Source organism: Glutamicibacter sp. JL.03c (genome assembly GCF_025854375.1).
Lineage (GTDB): Bacteria > Actinomycetota > Actinomycetes > Actinomycetales > Micrococcaceae > Glutamicibacter.
Genome location: NZ_CP107575.1, coordinates 3,244,711 through 3,259,719, shown reverse-complemented (window position 1 = coordinate 3,259,719; position 15,009 = coordinate 3,244,711). Strand labels below are relative to the sequence as shown.

Below are 15,009 nucleotides of genomic sequence, written 5' to 3'. Positions count from 1 at the left end.
CCGGCAACGCCAAGGGCCGGTACCGCGAACGCGGTACCGGCCCTTGGCGCAGTGCAGCCAGGTGCTAGCTGGCGGAGGTGGCCAGGCTCAGGCCGCGCAGGCGTTCCATCTGCGGATCGTACAGCGGATCATCCACCACGGTGGCGGCGATTGGATTGCCGAAGTACTCGATGTCCACCGAATCGCCGGTCTCCACCGAGACTGGCAGCCAGGCGTAGGCGATCGGCTTGCGCACCGTGTACCCGTAGGCGGCGCTGGTGACGTAGCCCGAAGCCTTGCCGTTGACGTATACCGGCTCCTTGCCCATGACCACCGAGACACCGTCATCAACGGTCAGGCAGCGCAGGCGCTTGGTGGCCGCGGCGGCGCGCTCGGCCAGGGCCGACTTGCCGACGAAGTCCACGGTCTTGGCGGCCTTGACCGCGAAGCCCAGCCCGGCCTGCTCCGGTTCGTGCTCGCTGGTCATATCGGTGCCAAAGGAGCGGAAGCCCTTCTCCAGGCGCATGGAGTTGAAGGCCTCGCGGCCGGCAGCGATGATGCCCTGTTCCTGGCCGGCCTCGAAGAGCACGTCCCAGAGCTTGGCGCTGACATCTGCCGAGGCATAGAGCTCCCACCCGAATTCGCCGACGTAGGACAGGCGCATTGCGGTGACCGGGAGGCCGGCAATGGAGATCTGCTTGGTGCGGAAGTACTTCAGGCCCTCGTTGCTCAGATCATCGTCGGTGACCTTGGCCATCACCTCTGGCGCCAGCGGGCCCCAGAGGCCGATGCAGGAGGTGCCGGCGGTGATATCGCGCACCGCCACCCACTTGCCCGGGTTGGCGGCGTTGAACTTCTTGGCTTCGCGGTTCAGGTAGGCGACATCCACATTCGAGTTGATGCCGGCCTGGTAGACCTCGTCGGAGATCCGGGCCACGGTGATATCGCTGGTGATGCCGCCGGCGGCATCGAGCAGCAGGGTGTAGCTGACCATGCCCGGGGCACGCAGCATATTCGCCGTGGTCAATCCCTGCAGCAGGTCGCCGGCACCGGGGCCGGTGACCTCGACGCGCTTGAGCGGGGTCATGTCGAACATGGCCACCGCGGTGCGGGTCTTCCAGGCTTCCACCGCCGCGATCGGGGAGTGGAACTTGTTGGACCAGCTATCGCGGTCCGGTGCGGCCCACTCGGCAGGCAACTGGTCCAGCAGCGCGGCATTGGCCTCGTACCAGTGCGGGCGCTCCCAGCCGGTGCCCTCCAGGAAGAAGGCGCCGAGTTCCTGCTGGCGGGAGTAGAACGGCGAGGTGCGCACGGCGCGCGGCGTGGTGCGCGGCTCCAGCGGGTGGCGCACGTCGTAGATTTCCACGAAGTTCTGCTGCGAGGTCTCGCTGACATACTCCTTGGTTCTCTGCACGTCCTCGAAGCGGTTCAGGTCGCAGTCGGACAAATCGGTGCTCGAGGTGCCGGTGGCGATCAATTCGGCCACGGCCTTGGCGATGCCCGGGGCGTGGGTGACCCAGACGGCCTCGGCCGCGTAGAAGCCATCGACGTCCTTGGACTGGCCGACCAGCGAGCCGCCGTCCGGGGTGAAGGAGAAGATGCCGTTGAAGCCGCGCTGGATCTGGGTGTTGCGCAGATCCGGCAGCAGTTCCTGGGTGGCTTCCCACTCGGCGGCGAAATCCTCCGGGGTGAAGTCCAGCGAGGAGGGCATGCGCTCGTGGGTGATCTCCTCCGGGCGGTAGGACTTGAGGGTATCCAGATCCACCGGCATCGGGCGGTGGGCGTAGGAGCCGATGCCGATCCGGTCGCCCCATTCGCGGTAGTAGAGGTCGCGGTCCTGGTAGCGCAGGATCGGGCGGCTGGCGCCGTTGGGCAGCTCGTTCACGCCCGCCAGCGATGGGGCCGGGGTGGTCCAGGCGAACTGGTGGCCCAATGGCAGCAGCGGAATCGAGGTACCGGCCATTTCGCCGATCTTCGGGCCCCAGAAGCCGGCGCAGGAGACCACGATGTCGGCCTCGAAGCGGTCCTCGCCGCAGATTACCGCGGTGACCTTGCCGCCGGTGACCTCGATGTCGGTGACGATGGTGCGGTCGCGGAATTCCACGCCCGCGGCCTTGGCGCGCTCGATGACCAGCTGCGTGCCCTTGGCGGCCAGGGCCAGGCCGTCGCCCGGGGTGAACAGGCCGCCCAGCACCTTGCCTTCGGCCAGCATCGGGAACTTCTCCAGGCACGCCTCGGCGTCGATGACCTCGGCCTCGACCCCGTAGGAGCGGTTCCAGCCGGCGCGGCGGTGCAGGTCGGCCAGGCGCTCTGCATTGGTCGCGATCTCCAGGCCGCCCACCGGCAGGAAGGAGCTGGTGCCGTCGGGTCCGATCAGCGAGCTGAGCTTCTTGATGGTGTACTGGGCGAACTCGGTCATGGACTTGGACGGGTTGGAGGAGTAGACCAGCCCCGGAGCATGTGAGGTGGAGCCGCCGGGAATGCCCAGCGGCCCCTGCTCGATGACCAGGGTGTTGGCGTGGCCCAGCAGGGCCAGCTCGTCGGCCAGGTTGGCGCCGACAATGCCGGCGCCGATGATGATGACCCGAGGGGAAACGGGGGACATGGTGACTCCTTTTAATACAGGGTGGCTATGGGGTGACGGCTACGCGTCGATGACCAGATCTGATTGGGCGGTGGAACAGCACGGGAGGAACTTGCCGGCGGAGATCTCCCGGGCGCGGATGCCGCCCTGGTGATTCATGGCCACTTCGCCGGAGAGCTTGACGACCTTGCACGAGCCGCACATGCCCTCCTGGCAGTTGGCCCCGATGCGCACCCCGGCGCGCTGGGCCGCACCCAGGATCTTTTCCTCGGGATTGATCTTGACGTTGATCCCGGTGCGCACGAAGCTCATGGTGATGGTGCCTTCGCCCACGGTCTCGAAGCCCGAGGTATCCGGCGGGAGCTGCTCGCCGGCTGGTTCGGCGGCCGGCACCGGAGCGTCGGCGGGCACCGCGATCAGCTCCTGGCCGCTGGCCTCGATGGTGCCGGTTTCGTCGTACTCCGGCTCGTACATGCCCAGCTCTGGCGGCTGGCTCTCGTAGAACTCCTCCACCGACTCGGCCACTTCCTCGGCGATGGACTCGGCGAGCACGATTTCCTTCTGGTATTCCAGCAGGGTCTTGCGGTCGCCCGAGAAGAACTCCATGAAGACGGAGGTGTCATCCACCCCGACCTCGCGCAGCAGCTGCGCGGCCGAGTTCAGGTAGCCTTCCGGTCCGCAGGCGAAGACCTTGCGGCCGTTGGCATCCGGGGCGACCTCGTCGATCATCTTCGCCGAAAGCCTGCCGGCGAAGCCCTTCCAGCTCTTGGGCTTGTCGCGGTCGCCCAAGGAGTAGAACACCTTGATGCGGGTATCGACCTTGGAAATGTATTCCAGCTCCTGCCAGAAGGGGAAGTCCCCGGGCACGGTGCCGTGGCAGAGCACGATCACATCGGCCTGGCCGGGCAGGGAGTGGATGGTGCGCACCATGGACATGATCGGGGTGATCCCGGCCCCGGCGGACAAGAACAGGTAGCGGGCCCGGCGGTCCGAGTCGCCCAGGTGGAAGGCCCCGACCGGTCCGAGCATATCCAGCACCATGCCCGGGCGCAGGTTCTCGTGCGCCCAATTGGAGACCAGGCCCTTGGGGTCGCGCTTGATGCTGACATTGAAGGTCCACGGTACGGTGGGCGCGCTGGAAATGGAGTAGCTGCGGTCCACCGTGTCCTCGCCCTCGCCATAGACCGGGAAGGCGATGTTCAGGTACTGGCCGGCGCGGAAGGCCAGCGGCGCTCCGTCGAGGCGGCGGAAGACGAAGGTCATCAGCCCGCCGGCTTCCTCGATGTTCTGCACGCATTCGGCCAGGAACTCCTGCGGGTGCCAGGGGCCTAGGGCCTTGGCGGCACTGGCTGCCTGGTCCTGGGTGCTGAGCACCCGGTTCCACGGCATTTCCAATCCGCGGATGCGCTGCGCGGTGGAGGTTCCCACGATGGTTGCGCCTTGGCTCATGCCAGGTGCTCCAGCACGCGCTGGGTGTACCAGTTGATGAAGGCCTCGACCTGGTATTCGCTCTTCATGTAGGGGCCGGGCTGGTAGGCGGGGCTGCCCGCGCCGGTCTGGCACAGCTCCACGAAGGCCTTGTCCTGGATGTTGGTCTGCTTCCAGGTGTGGGTCAGCTTCTCCAGGTCGTAGTCGACGCCCTCCACGGCGTCATCGGCCACCAGCCAGGTGGTGCGCACCAGGGTCTGGTGCTCGTTGATCGGGTAGGCGCCGAAGGTGATCACGTGGTCGGACTGGAAGTGGAACCAGGAGTTGGGCTGCAGGTGCATGGAGCAGCGGCCCAGGCGGAAGTCGCGCAGATCGCCCAGCAGCTTCTTGGACAGGCGGCGGCCGTCAGGGGAGAAGGACTCGCCCTCGCCATCCAGGGATTCGCGGGAGATGCGGATGCCGGCGATGCGGGTGTCGAGCTCCTCGATGACCTCGTAGGGCAGCGAGTAGCGGCGGCAGCGCTCTTCCAGCGCCTGCTTGGCAGCCTTGTTGCGCTCCCAGACCTCTTCAAGGTGCGGCGGGACCAGCTCGTCGGTCAGGCCCCAGGTCGGGAACAGCGAGCAGGCCAGTTCCGGGTGCCCATCGCAGTGGTAGCACTCGCGGTTGTTTTCCATCACCAGCTTCCAGTTGCCTTCTTCGATGATGTCCTGCTGGTAGGCGACCTTGGCGCTGCCCAGGTCGTGCGGTGCCAGGTAGGGCTCGAAGATCGCGGAGACCTCGTCGAAGTCGGTGGGCGGTTCGGCGGCGAGGCAGACGAAGATCAGGCCCGCGTGGATGCGGCCGTGGGCGCGCTTGAGGGCGAAGCAGTTCTTGTCGAAGTCGATTTCGCCCGGGGAGGAGGCGTGGATCAGGTTGCCTTCGGAGTCGTAGGTCCACGAGTGGTAGCCGCAGACCAGATTGCCGGTGCTGCCTGAGGCCTCGGTCAGCACGCGGGCGCCGCGGTGGCGGCAGACGTTGTGCAGGACGTTGACCCCGCCATCATCGGTGCGCAGCACGATCAGCGAGTGCGGTCCGTAATCCAGCGTGACGTAGTCGCCGGGCTCGGGCACCTCGGCCACGCTGGCGGCAAAGAGCCAGTGGGTGCCGAAGATGGCTTCCATCTCGACTTTGAAGATCGCTGGGTCGGTGTAGAACGGGGCGTCGAGGGAAAAGCCCTTGCGCCGGTTCTGGAAGAGTTCGGTAATTTCGGCGAGCTGTTGAGTCTCCACAGTCGAAGCGAGCTTGCCACGCGTGCTGCGCGCGGCACTTACCGAAGCGGTCATCTGTTACTCCTAGGAACACAGCGCCTGAGCGCCCTTGAGGTGTGGTGGTGCGGTGAGCTGGATCACGGAAATGATCAACCGCATGAATCGAGACTAGGAATAATTAGTGTCCATGAAAAGCGCAAGATATCGAATGAAATCATGCACAATTAGTGCATGATTGATCCACGCTTGAGCACCCTCCGCGTCTTCTCGTCCACCGGCAATGTGGCGCGCACCGCGGAACTGACCGGATACTCTCCCTCGGCGGTCTCGGCGCAGCTGCGCGAGCTGCAGCGCGGCCTCGGGATCCAGCTGCTGGTCAAGGACGGGCGGGGGGTGCGGCTGACCGCTGCGGGGCGGCACTTTGTGGCGGGCCTGGACTCGATTGTGACGCAGTGGGAGCTGCTGATGGCCTCCTCGCGCACCGCCTCGGGGCAGCTGCAGGCAAGCTTCGGCCTCGGCGGATTTTCCACCGCGGCTGCCGAGCTGCTCGCCCCGCTGGCAGCCAAGCTGCGCACCAGCCGGCCGGAGATGGAAGTGCGGCTCATCGAAGCCCAGCCCCAGCGCTGCCTGGACCTGCTGCTCTCCGAGCGCATCGATCTGGCGGTGATCGTTGCCAGCCAATCGCAGACCGGAACCCTGGTGCAGGCCAGGTTCGAGCAGACGGTCCTGCTCGATGATCCGCTGGATGTGGTGCTGCCCGCCGACCATCGGCTGGCAATGAACAAGTCGGTGTCCCTGGAGCAGCTGGCTGATGATCCGTGGATCACCGAGTCTGAGCAGTCGGTCTATCGCGCGCTCTTCGTGGCCGCTTTCACGTCGTTGGGCATCACCCCGCATGTCGCCCACGAGGCGGTGGAATGGGAAACCATGATTGCGTTCATCGGGGCCGGGCTCGGGGTTGGCTTGCTGCCGCGGCTGGCCACCTTGGGCAGTGTCGAAAATGTGGTGCGCCGTCGCATCAGCGGCGTGGCCAAGCCCTCGCGCCGCATCGTCGCGGTCACCCGCAAGGGGTCGCTGGGTTCTCCGATGATCGAGGAATCCTTGAAAATTTTGCAGGACACGGCCAAGGGGATTATTTCCCAGCGTTCCGCCGAAGAACTGGACTGATGCGCCCGGCGGGCCTTCCGACATCTTCGGCGGATCACCTGCCCGGGCTATTGACATGGATCACACTCATGGGGAGACTTTCCTACATCCGATTAGTATCCAACTGATATTTCATGCGAAAGGTCTGGCATGGGCAACCTAGCAGTAAGTTATGCAGGAGCGGGCAAAGTCGAACTGATCGACACCCCGTACCCGGAGTTCGAATTGAAGGATGGCCCGGGAGTCCACCCGGCCAACATCGGGCGCCAAGTCCACCACGGCGTCATCCTCAAGACCATCGCCACCAACATCTGCGGCTCTGACCAGCACATGGTCCGTGGCCGCACCACCGCACCGGAGGGCCTGGTGCTTGGCCATGAAATCACCGGAGAGGTCGTGGAAGTCGGCCGCGACGTCGAATTCCTCAAGGTCGGCGACGTGGTTTCGGTGCCTTTCAACATCTCCTGCGGCCGCTGCCGCAATTGCAAGACCGGGCAGACCGGCATCTGCCTGAACGTGAACCCGGATCGCCCGGGCTCCGCCTACGGCTACGTGGACATGGGCGGCTGGGTCGGCGGCCAGGCCGAATACGTGCTGGTGCCCTACGCGGACTGGAACGCGCTGAAGTTCCCTGACCGCGACCAGGCCATGGAGAAGATCCTGGACCTGACCATGCTCTCGGACATTTTCCCCACCGGCTTCCATGGGGCAGTGGGTGCCGGTGTCACCGTCGGCTCCACCGTCTACGTGGCTGGCGCCGGTCCGGTGGGCATCGCCGCCGCCACCTCGGCGCAGCTGCTGGGCGCCGCAGTGGTCATCGTCGGCGACCTGAACGAGGACCGCTTGGCCCAGGCTCGCGCCATGGGCTGCGAAACCGTCAACGTGGCGCTGGGCGATCCTGCGGAACAGATCGAGCAGATCCTCGGCGTCCCCGAGGTCGACTGCGCCATTGACGCCGTGGGCTTCGAGGCCCGCGGCCACGGCCACGGCGCAGCCACCGAACAGCCGGCCACCGTGCTGAACTCCATCATGGAGATCACCCGCGCCGGCGGTTCCCTGGGCATCCCGGGCCTGTACGTCACCGGAGACCCGGGCGCAGTCGATGAGGCCGCCAAGGTTGGTTCGCTGTCCATGCGCTTCGGCCTGGGTTGGGCCAAGTCCCACACCTTCGTGACCGGGCAGTGCCCGGTGATGAAATACCACCGCGGCCTGATGCATGCGATCTTGAACGACAAGGTCTCGATCGCCAAGAACGTGAACGCCACGGCGATCTCGCTGGGGGACGCCCCGAAGGGCTACGCCGAGTTCGACAGCGGCGTGGCAAAGAAGTTCGTGCTGGACCCGCACGGTCTGATCGGCGCCTGAGACCCGCGCCCATCTGGACTCGTGGCAGCCACCGGGCTGGAGAGCTGGCGTGCCAGCCCGGTGGCCTGCCAGCGCTTGCCCGGCCCTGGGCCGGCGCACCCTTCTACCCCCCCTCAGCATCATGAAGCCACTCGTGATCTGGACACAGGCCGGCCGCCGCGGACCACACCCAACAGGCGCCCCGCCTCTTCCCCCTCCCTGAAGGACATGCTATGAAGAGCACTGAGCAACCTGTCAAAGACCTCGTCAGCGAGCTGCATTCGGCGCGAAGACGAAGGCCCCGGCGCTACCTGAGCAGCGGCACCGACTACTGGGTCTTCGGCATCGCAGGAATCCTGACCCTCGCCTTCATCGCCTGGGGCTTTGCCTCCCCGGCAGGCCTGGGCAGCGTCGCCTCCAGCGCGCTGGACTGGGTCATCACCAACACCGGCTGGGTCTTCGTGATCGCAGCCACCGTCTTCACCATCTTCGTCCTGGTGGTCGCCGCGCGGAATTTCGGGCGCATCCCGCTGGGCAAGGACGAGGAGAAGCCGCAGTTCAGCACCATCTCGTGGATCTCCATGATGTTCGCCACCGGCATGGGCATCGGCCTGGTGTTCTACGGGGTCGGCGAACCGCTGTACTTCTACATGGTGCCGCCGCCGGAAACCGTAGGCGGGCAAACCTCGGCCGCCGTGGGCACCGCCATGGGCACCACCTTGTTCCACTGGACCTTGTTCCCGTGGGCGATGTACGCCATCGTCGGCCTGGGCATGGCCTACGGCAGCTTCCGGCTGGGCCGCCCGCAGCTGTTCTCCTCGATGTTCTCCTCGATCTTCGGCGACCGCGTGGTCAACGGCTGGGGCGGGAAAACCATCAACATCCTGGCCATCCTGGCCACGCTCTTCGGCTCGGCCTGTTCCCTGGGCCTGGGCGCGCTGCAGATCGGTGGCGGCATCCAATCCGCCGGCATCATGTCCTCGGTGGGTTCCGGGGTGCTGGTGCTGATCATCGCCATCCTCACCGCCCTCTTCGTGGCCTCGGCGGTTTCCGGCATCGAGCGCGGCATCCAATGGCTCTCGAATATCAACATGGTGCTGGCCGTGGCCCTGGCCCTGGTGGTGTTCATCGGCGGCCCGACCCTGTTCATCCTGAACGTGATTCCCAACGCCGTGGGTTCCTTCATCGCGGATTTGCCGCAGATGGCCTCGCGCACCGCATCCTCGGGGGACGCGGACATGGCCAGCTGGCTGTCCTCGTGGACCATCTTCTACTGGGCCTGGTGGGTCTCATGGACCCCGTTTGTGGGCTTGTTCATCGCGCGCATTTCGCGCGGCCGCACCATCCGCCAGTTCGTCACCGGCGTGCTGCTGGTTCCTTCGGCGGTCACCCTGCTGTGGTTCGCGATCTTCGGCGGCGGGGCCATCGGCATCCAGGAACGCGCCGAGCGCGGGGGAGAGATGGGAGCGGCGCTGACCAGGATGGTCGACGGCGCACCGGATATCAACTTCGACTCCATCCTCTTCACCCTGCTGGGCAGCCTGAACTTGCCCGGCTGGATCGCCACGGCCCTGATGGTGCTCACCGTGGTGCTCATCGCGATCTTCTTTGTCACCGGCGCCGACTCGGCCTCCATCGTGATGGGGGCGCTGAGCGAGCGCGGAGCCGAAGAACCCACGAAGAAGTCCGTGATCTTCTGGGGCGTTTCGGTGGGTGCGGTGGCCGCGGTGATGCTGCTGGCCGGCGGGGATCATCCGGCGGCGGCACTGAACGGGCTGAAGAACATCACGATTGTCTCGGCCCTGCCCTTTGTGCTGGTGATGCTGCTGCTATGCGTGGCGCTGTGGAAGGACCTGAGCCGCGACCCGCTGGTGCTCCGAGAAAAGGTGGCCCAGGAAGTCCTGGAGCAGGCCGTGGATGAAGGCATCGACCGCCACGCCGGAGAGCATTTCAGCCTGATGACCTCCGAGCAGCCGATTGTCCAAGCGGCCGGCAGCGATCCGGTGATCCTGCCGGCCGCGGAACCGGCGCAGGCGGCCGGTGGCGCGCTGGATCCGGTGCCGGACCCGGCGCGGGACACCGACCTGGAGCCGGAAGGCGCCGGCAAGTAAATGCGGTGTGCGTGGCGCCCCTGGCTTTCGGGCTAAGGGGCGCTGCGCAGCGCCTGCTCGAAGTGGCTGACGTGCTTGCTCACGAGTTCTGCGGCCAGATCCGCGTCGCCGTCCAGGACCGCGCGCAGCATGGCCGAATGCTCCTTGATGTGCTCGGCAATCGGTGGCATCTGGTCAATGACCAGGCACCAGATGCGGGTGACCAGGTTATCCAGGCGCACCAGGGTCTCTTCCAAATGCTTGTTGCCAGCCGCCTTGTAGATCAACCGGTGCATCTGGATATCCAGCAGCAGCAGCGAACGCTGATCCAAGGTGGGGTCCAGTTCATCGATGCGCTGGAGGTAGTTGGCCAGCTGCTCGCGGATTTCGGGATCCTTGTTGGCGGCGGCATTGCGGGCCGCCAAGGGCTCAAGCGCTTGGCGCATCTCTGAAATGTAGTTCAGTTCATGGAAATCCACCGCAGTGGCGAAGGTGCCGCGGCGCGGGTAGGACACCACCAGGTGGTCGGTTTCCAGGCGCTTGAGCGCCTCGCGCATCGGGGTGCGCCCGACGCCCAGTTCCTCGGCAAGCTGCGGTTCGTGGATCGGGTGGGTCGGAGCGATCTCAAGCAGCATCAGGCGGTCGCGCAGCGCCGTGTAGGCGCGGTCGGCCATTGAGCCTTGCTCCGTAATGGTGCTTGAGAATTCCGTCGTCACTGAGAACTCGCTCTCTTCACTGTTCGCATTGATTGTGCCACTAGATAAAGCGTATCGCTTTAAGGTGCATTGACTGATTTCCAGTCGACGAACAGGCACCTGTGGCGCGTGATTCCGATTCGCCTCCGCGGCTGCGGAAACTCCTCAAAAGTTCTTATTGACGCTGTGCCGGGGCACACATAGTATTGTGATCAGCTATTGATATATCAGTTGTCAACGGGGAGTCCCCGAGGGACCGATCACCACGTAATACCCCTCATTTGTTCTTACACCACCACCACGAGCCATGGCGGAGCTAGCGCTAACTCGGCGAACGCAAGGAGCGGCACGATGACCGAACCGAATAACAAATACGTCCTGACCTTCACCTGCGCCGAACGTGCGGGTATCGTGCATGCGGTCACTGGCCTGCTGTTGACCCATCATGGCAATATCCGGGAACTCAAGCAGCATGATGACCAGCGCTCCGGCACCTATTTCCTGCGCATCGAATTCGAGATCTCTTCCAGCGAAGGCAACGCACTGGATATCGCCGAGCTTGAATCCAGCCTCAAGGACCTGGCGGATGAGCACCAGGCCAGCTGGGGCCTGCGGCCAGCCGGACAGAAGAAGCGCGTGCTGATCATGGTCTCCAAGTTTGGCCACTGCCTGCACGATCTGCTGTTCCGCTCGAGGATCGGTGAGCTCCCAGTGGAAATCGCCGCAGTGGTCTCCAACCACCCGGATCACCGCCAGCAGGTCGAGTGGAACGGCATCCCGTTCTTCCACGTACCAGTCACCGCGGCGACCAAGCCCGAGGCCGAGGACAAGCTGATGGAATTGGTGGACCGTTTCGACGTGGATCTGGTGGTGCTGGCCCGGTACATGCAGATCCTCTCCGATGACCTGACCCGCAAGCTCAGCGGACGAGCCATCAACATCCACCACTCCTTCCTGCCATCCTTCAAGGGCGCGAAGCCCTACCACCAGGCGTTCGAACGCGGCGTGAAAACGGTGGGTGCCACCGCGCATTACGTGAACAGCGAGCTGGATGAGGGCCCGATCATCACCCAGAAGGTACAGGAAGTGGACCACAGCTACGAGCCTGAGCACCTGGTCGCCGCTGGCCGCGACACCGAGTGCAAGGCACTGTCCGATGCAGTGCGCTGGCACTGCGAGGACCGCGTCTTCCTGGACGGTTCGCGCACGGTCGTGCTGCGCTAGTTCAGCCAAGAAGAAGGAAAGCCAATCACGGATGACGGGTGCCGTGATTGGCTTTCTGCGTTAATGACGGCCTTGGCCCTTGGATACTACTTCGCTACGAGGGCAGTGAAGGTTGCCGCGGCCACCTCGGTGGCTGCGCGTTCCCAATCTCCCAGCAGGCCGAGCATATTCTGCCCGTCTTCTCGGCGGGGCTCTAGCTGTCCGGACAGGGTGGAGAGCACCGCAGTGCGCAGCTCGGTATTCAGGTTGACCTTGCCCACCCCGTACGCGATGGTGCGCGAAAGATCAGCTGGGGCGATGCCCGAAGCACCGTGCAACACCAGCGGCACCGTGGATGCTGCCTGTATGGCCTCTAGCACCTCCCAATGGATTTTCGGCTCTCCCTTGTAGCGTCCGTGGACATTGCCAATGGCCACCGCGAGCAGGTCCGCGCCGCTGCCTGCCAGGAATCCGGCCACTTGTGCCGGGTCGGTCAGCTGCGAGGCCATCTGCTCAAAGGCCTTGTCTTCGTTACCGGGAAGTGCGCCCAGCTCCGCTTCCATGACGATGTCCGGCCCGACCAATGAACGCACCTGCTGCACGAAAGCGATATTTGCCTCCAGCGTGCCAGCCGAGCCGTCGGCCAGCACCGCGGTGGCACCAGCGCGCACTGCGCGCACGATCAGCTGCTCGTCACTGGCATGGTCCAGCTGGACCGCCACCGGGATGCTGGCCTGCTCCCCCAGGGCGCGCAGGGCAGTGATCAGCCTCAGGCCCGAGGCGGAGCCTGCAGTTTTCGGCGCGACGTTCAGGATGACCGCGCGCTGCTGCGCTTCGGCCTCGGCCACCATGGCCAGGGCTGTGGTGAAGTCGTAGCAGGTGAACGCGGGAACAGCGTGGCCTGCGGCGATGGCCTCAGCGACCATCTGGTTCATTGGCTTGAGCATGGATCAGGCTCCTGCCGCGGTGACGATGGAGTAGACAAGGGCGGTGAGCGCGAAGCCGGCCACGCCCAGGATGGTGGTCAGCACCGTCCAGGTGCGTAGACCATCAGCCACGGACAGGCCCAGGAAGCGGGTGACGATCCAGAATCCCGAGTCATTCACATGGCTCAAGCCGAAGGCGCCAAAGCCGACCGATGCGAGAATCAGTGCGGTCTGCACGGGGGAGTAATCGCCTGCTTCCACCGCGGAAGCCAGCAGGCCTGTGGTGGTGATGATTGCGACCGTGGCTGAACCTTGCGAAGCACGCAGGATGGAAGCCAGGATGAAGGCCATGACAATGATCGGCAAGCCCGCTGATGCCAGGGATTGCGCCAGCACCGTGCCGATCCCCGATTCGGTGAGCACCTTGCCGAAGACGCCGCCAGCACCGGTCACCAGGATCACGATGGCCGCTGGGGCCAGAGCCGAGTCCATGACCTTGCCGGTCTTTTCGCTGCTCCAGCCGCTGCGCACGCCCAGCAGGTAGTAGGAGACCAGCACGGTGGTCAGCAGGGCGATGGATGGCGAACCGACAAAGCCCAGGATGTTGGCGGCGGTGGATTCCGCGTCAACCAAGGTGGTGCCCACGGTGCCGAACATGATCATCACGATGGGCAGCAGGATCATCGAGATGACCATGCCCGAGGTCGGAGCCTTCGTCTTGGCCAGGGTGCTTCCCTTGCCAGTGTCCGTGCTGGCACCAAAGGATTCGTACTGTTCCTGGGTTTCGGGCAGCATCGGGATCTCGCGGCGGTTGATGCGCTTGGCCACGAAGAAGCCGAGCACGCCCAGCGGGGCGCAGAAAGCCAGGCCCAAGATGGTGGCCCAGCCGATATCCGCGCCGAGGATCTGGGCGCCGCCAACCACGCCCGGATGCGGCGGAACCACCACATGGATAGCCAGCATGATCGCGCCCACGGGCAGGCCGATCTTCACTGGGGAAACGTTCAGCGCCTTGGCGAAGCCGTAGATGATCGGCACCAGCACGATGAATCCGACGTCGAAGAAAACCGGGATGGCCAGCAGGAATGCGGCGGTGGTCAGCGCCGCGATTACCCGGCGCGGGCCGAAGAGCGCGGTGAAACGGGTGGACAGCACTTGGGCGCCGCCAGAGATCTCGATGACCTTGCCGAGCATGGCGCCCAGGCCCACCAGCACGGCCACGCTGCCCAGCGTGCCGCCCATGCCGGTGGTGACCAGGCCGGCCACATCCTGGATGGGGATGCCCGCGGCCAGAGCCACGAGGATGCTGACCAGCAACAGGGTAATGAATGCCGGCATCTTGAATTTGATGACGCCGACCAACAGCAGGGCCACGGCGGCCGCAGCGATCAGCAGGAGCATAATCGGGCTCATGACAGTTTCGTCTCCTTTGACGTTGCCAGCGGGGGTTTAGCCCGCGCGATGATGAGGTTAGTTGCCGGTTTCCGGCGCGACGACCTTGATGAGCGCTGAATCGTCGGCTGCGGCCAGCCCGTGGGCTTCGCCCAGCAGGAAGAGCTGCTCCGCGGCGGAAGCCACCGGGGTAGCCAGATGCAGCGCGCGGGCCGCCGTGGTCACGATCCCCAGGTCCTTCACGAAGATATCCAGCCGTGAAAGCACCTCGGCGCCTTCTTCGGTGTAGGCCTCGAGCATGCGCGGCCCGCGGTTGCCGAGCATGAAGGAGCCGGCGGCGCCGGCCTGCAAGGCATCCAGGGTGGTGGCCTGGTCCAGGCCAAGCTGGTCCGCCAGGGCCAGCGCCTCGGCGGCGGCGGCGATATGCACGCCGCACAGCAGCTGGTTCACGGTCTTCAGCGCCTGGCCATCACCTGGCTTGTCGCCCACGATGCTCAAGGTGGAGGCCAGCTGGTCCAGCACCGGGCGGACCTTGGCCAGCTGTTCAGGTTCGGCGCCGACTACGATCAGCAGGTCGCCTTCGCCAGCGCGCACCGGGCCGCCGGAGAGCGGCGCATCCACCAGGCCCACGCCCAGCTCGCCCAGTCGGGCGGCGGTGGCCGGTACGGCATCCAGCCCAACGGTGGAGGTCAGGATGACCACGGCACCGGACTTCAGGTGCTGGGCCACGCCGTGATCGCCGAAGAGCACGGCGTTCAGTTGCTCGCCATTGCGCACAGCCAGGATCAGCGCGTCGGCGCCGGCCACGGCATCGCGGGCGCTAGTAAAGGTGGCAATGCCGGCTTTGCTGGCCAGCTCCATGCGGTCGGTGCTGATGTCGAAGCCGTGGACGGAAAACTTGGCCGCCAGGCGGGTGGCCATGGGCAGGCCCATGGCTCCCAGGCCCAGAACGGCAACTGCGGTGGTGTTCATTTA

At 65.3% G+C, this 15,009-nt stretch carries 11 protein-coding genes; 4 read left to right on the top strand and 7 right to left on the bottom strand.

What is annotated here, in order from left to right; translation table 11 throughout:
• Nucleotides 1–64 precede the first annotated feature (64 nt).
• The 3 genes from OF385_RS15090 to OF385_RS15080 are packed head-to-tail and all read right to left on the bottom strand — an operon-like array spanning nt 65 to nt 5,313.
• Nucleotides 65–2,584 carry a GcvT family protein gene (locus OF385_RS15090; RefSeq protein WP_264276125.1) on the bottom strand — a complete coding sequence of 840 codons (2,520 nt, stop codon included), beginning with the start codon at nt 2,582–2,584 and terminating at the stop codon, nt 65–67.
• 39 nt (nt 2,585–2,623) lie between these two features.
• Nucleotides 2,624–4,012: a flavin reductase family protein gene (locus OF385_RS15085; protein WP_264276124.1), complete on the bottom strand. Its 1,389-nt coding sequence runs from the start codon at nt 4,010–4,012 to the stop codon at nt 2,624–2,626.
• Nucleotides 4,009–5,313: an aromatic ring-hydroxylating oxygenase subunit alpha gene (locus OF385_RS15080; RefSeq protein WP_264276123.1), complete on the bottom strand. Its 1,305-nt coding sequence runs from the start codon at nt 5,311–5,313 to the stop codon at nt 4,009–4,011. The genes OF385_RS15085 and OF385_RS15080 overlap by 4 nt, the downstream gene beginning before the upstream one ends.
• Before the next feature lie 156 nt (nt 5,314–5,469).
• Between OF385_RS15080 and OF385_RS15075 the strand changes: the two genes are divergently transcribed.
• The 3 genes from OF385_RS15075 to OF385_RS15065 all read left to right on the top strand — a co-directional run bounded on the left by OF385_RS15075 (nt 5,470) and on the right by OF385_RS15065 (nt 9,839).
• On the top strand, nt 5,470–6,405 hold the full coding sequence (locus tag OF385_RS15075; RefSeq protein ID WP_264276122.1) for a LysR family transcriptional regulator: 936 nt from the start codon (nt 5,470–5,472) through the stop codon (nt 6,403–6,405).
• Between the two features lie 129 nt (nt 6,406–6,534).
• Nucleotides 6,535–7,749, top strand: coding sequence for a formaldehyde dehydrogenase, glutathione-independent (gene fdhA / locus OF385_RS15070; protein WP_264276121.1), 1,215 nt, complete (start codon nt 6,535–6,537; stop codon nt 7,747–7,749).
• A 212-nt stretch (nt 7,750–7,961) separates the two neighbouring features.
• Nucleotides 7,962–9,839: a BCCT family transporter gene (locus OF385_RS15065; RefSeq protein ID WP_264276120.1), complete on the top strand. Its 1,878-nt coding sequence runs from the start codon at nt 7,962–7,964 to the stop codon at nt 9,837–9,839.
• Between the two features lie 32 nt (nt 9,840–9,871).
• Here the strand turns inward: OF385_RS15065 and OF385_RS15060 are convergent, their stop codons facing one another.
• Complete coding sequence (locus OF385_RS15060; RefSeq protein WP_264277947.1) at nt 9,872–10,492, bottom strand: GntR family transcriptional regulator; 621 nt, start codon at nt 10,490–10,492, stop codon at nt 9,872–9,874.
• 372 nt (nt 10,493–10,864) lie between these two features.
• On the opposite strand from OF385_RS15060, the gene purU reads away from it, so the two are divergent.
• Nucleotides 10,865–11,737: a formyltetrahydrofolate deformylase gene (gene purU / locus OF385_RS15055; protein ID WP_264276119.1), complete on the top strand. Its 873-nt coding sequence runs from the start codon at nt 10,865–10,867 to the stop codon at nt 11,735–11,737.
• Between the two features lie 86 nt (nt 11,738–11,823).
• On the opposite strand, the gene OF385_RS15050 is transcribed toward purU, so the two are convergent.
• Genes OF385_RS15050 through OF385_RS15040 form a run of 3 tightly spaced genes read right to left on the bottom strand, consistent with a single transcriptional unit; the run spans nt 11,824 to nt 15,006 of the window.
• Nucleotides 11,824–12,663, bottom strand: coding sequence for a class II fructose-bisphosphate aldolase (locus OF385_RS15050; protein ID WP_264276118.1), 840 nt, complete (start codon nt 12,661–12,663; stop codon nt 11,824–11,826).
• 3 nt (nt 12,664–12,666) lie between these two features.
• On the bottom strand, nt 12,667–14,055 hold the full coding sequence (locus OF385_RS15045) for a GntP family transporter (RefSeq protein WP_264276117.1): 1,389 nt from the start codon (nt 14,053–14,055) through the stop codon (nt 12,667–12,669).
• Between the two features lie 57 nt (nt 14,056–14,112).
• On the bottom strand, nt 14,113–15,006 hold the full coding sequence (locus OF385_RS15040; protein WP_264276116.1) for an NAD(P)-dependent oxidoreductase: 894 nt from the start codon (nt 15,004–15,006) through the stop codon (nt 14,113–14,115).
• Between the last annotated feature and the right edge of the window lie 3 nt (nt 15,007–15,009).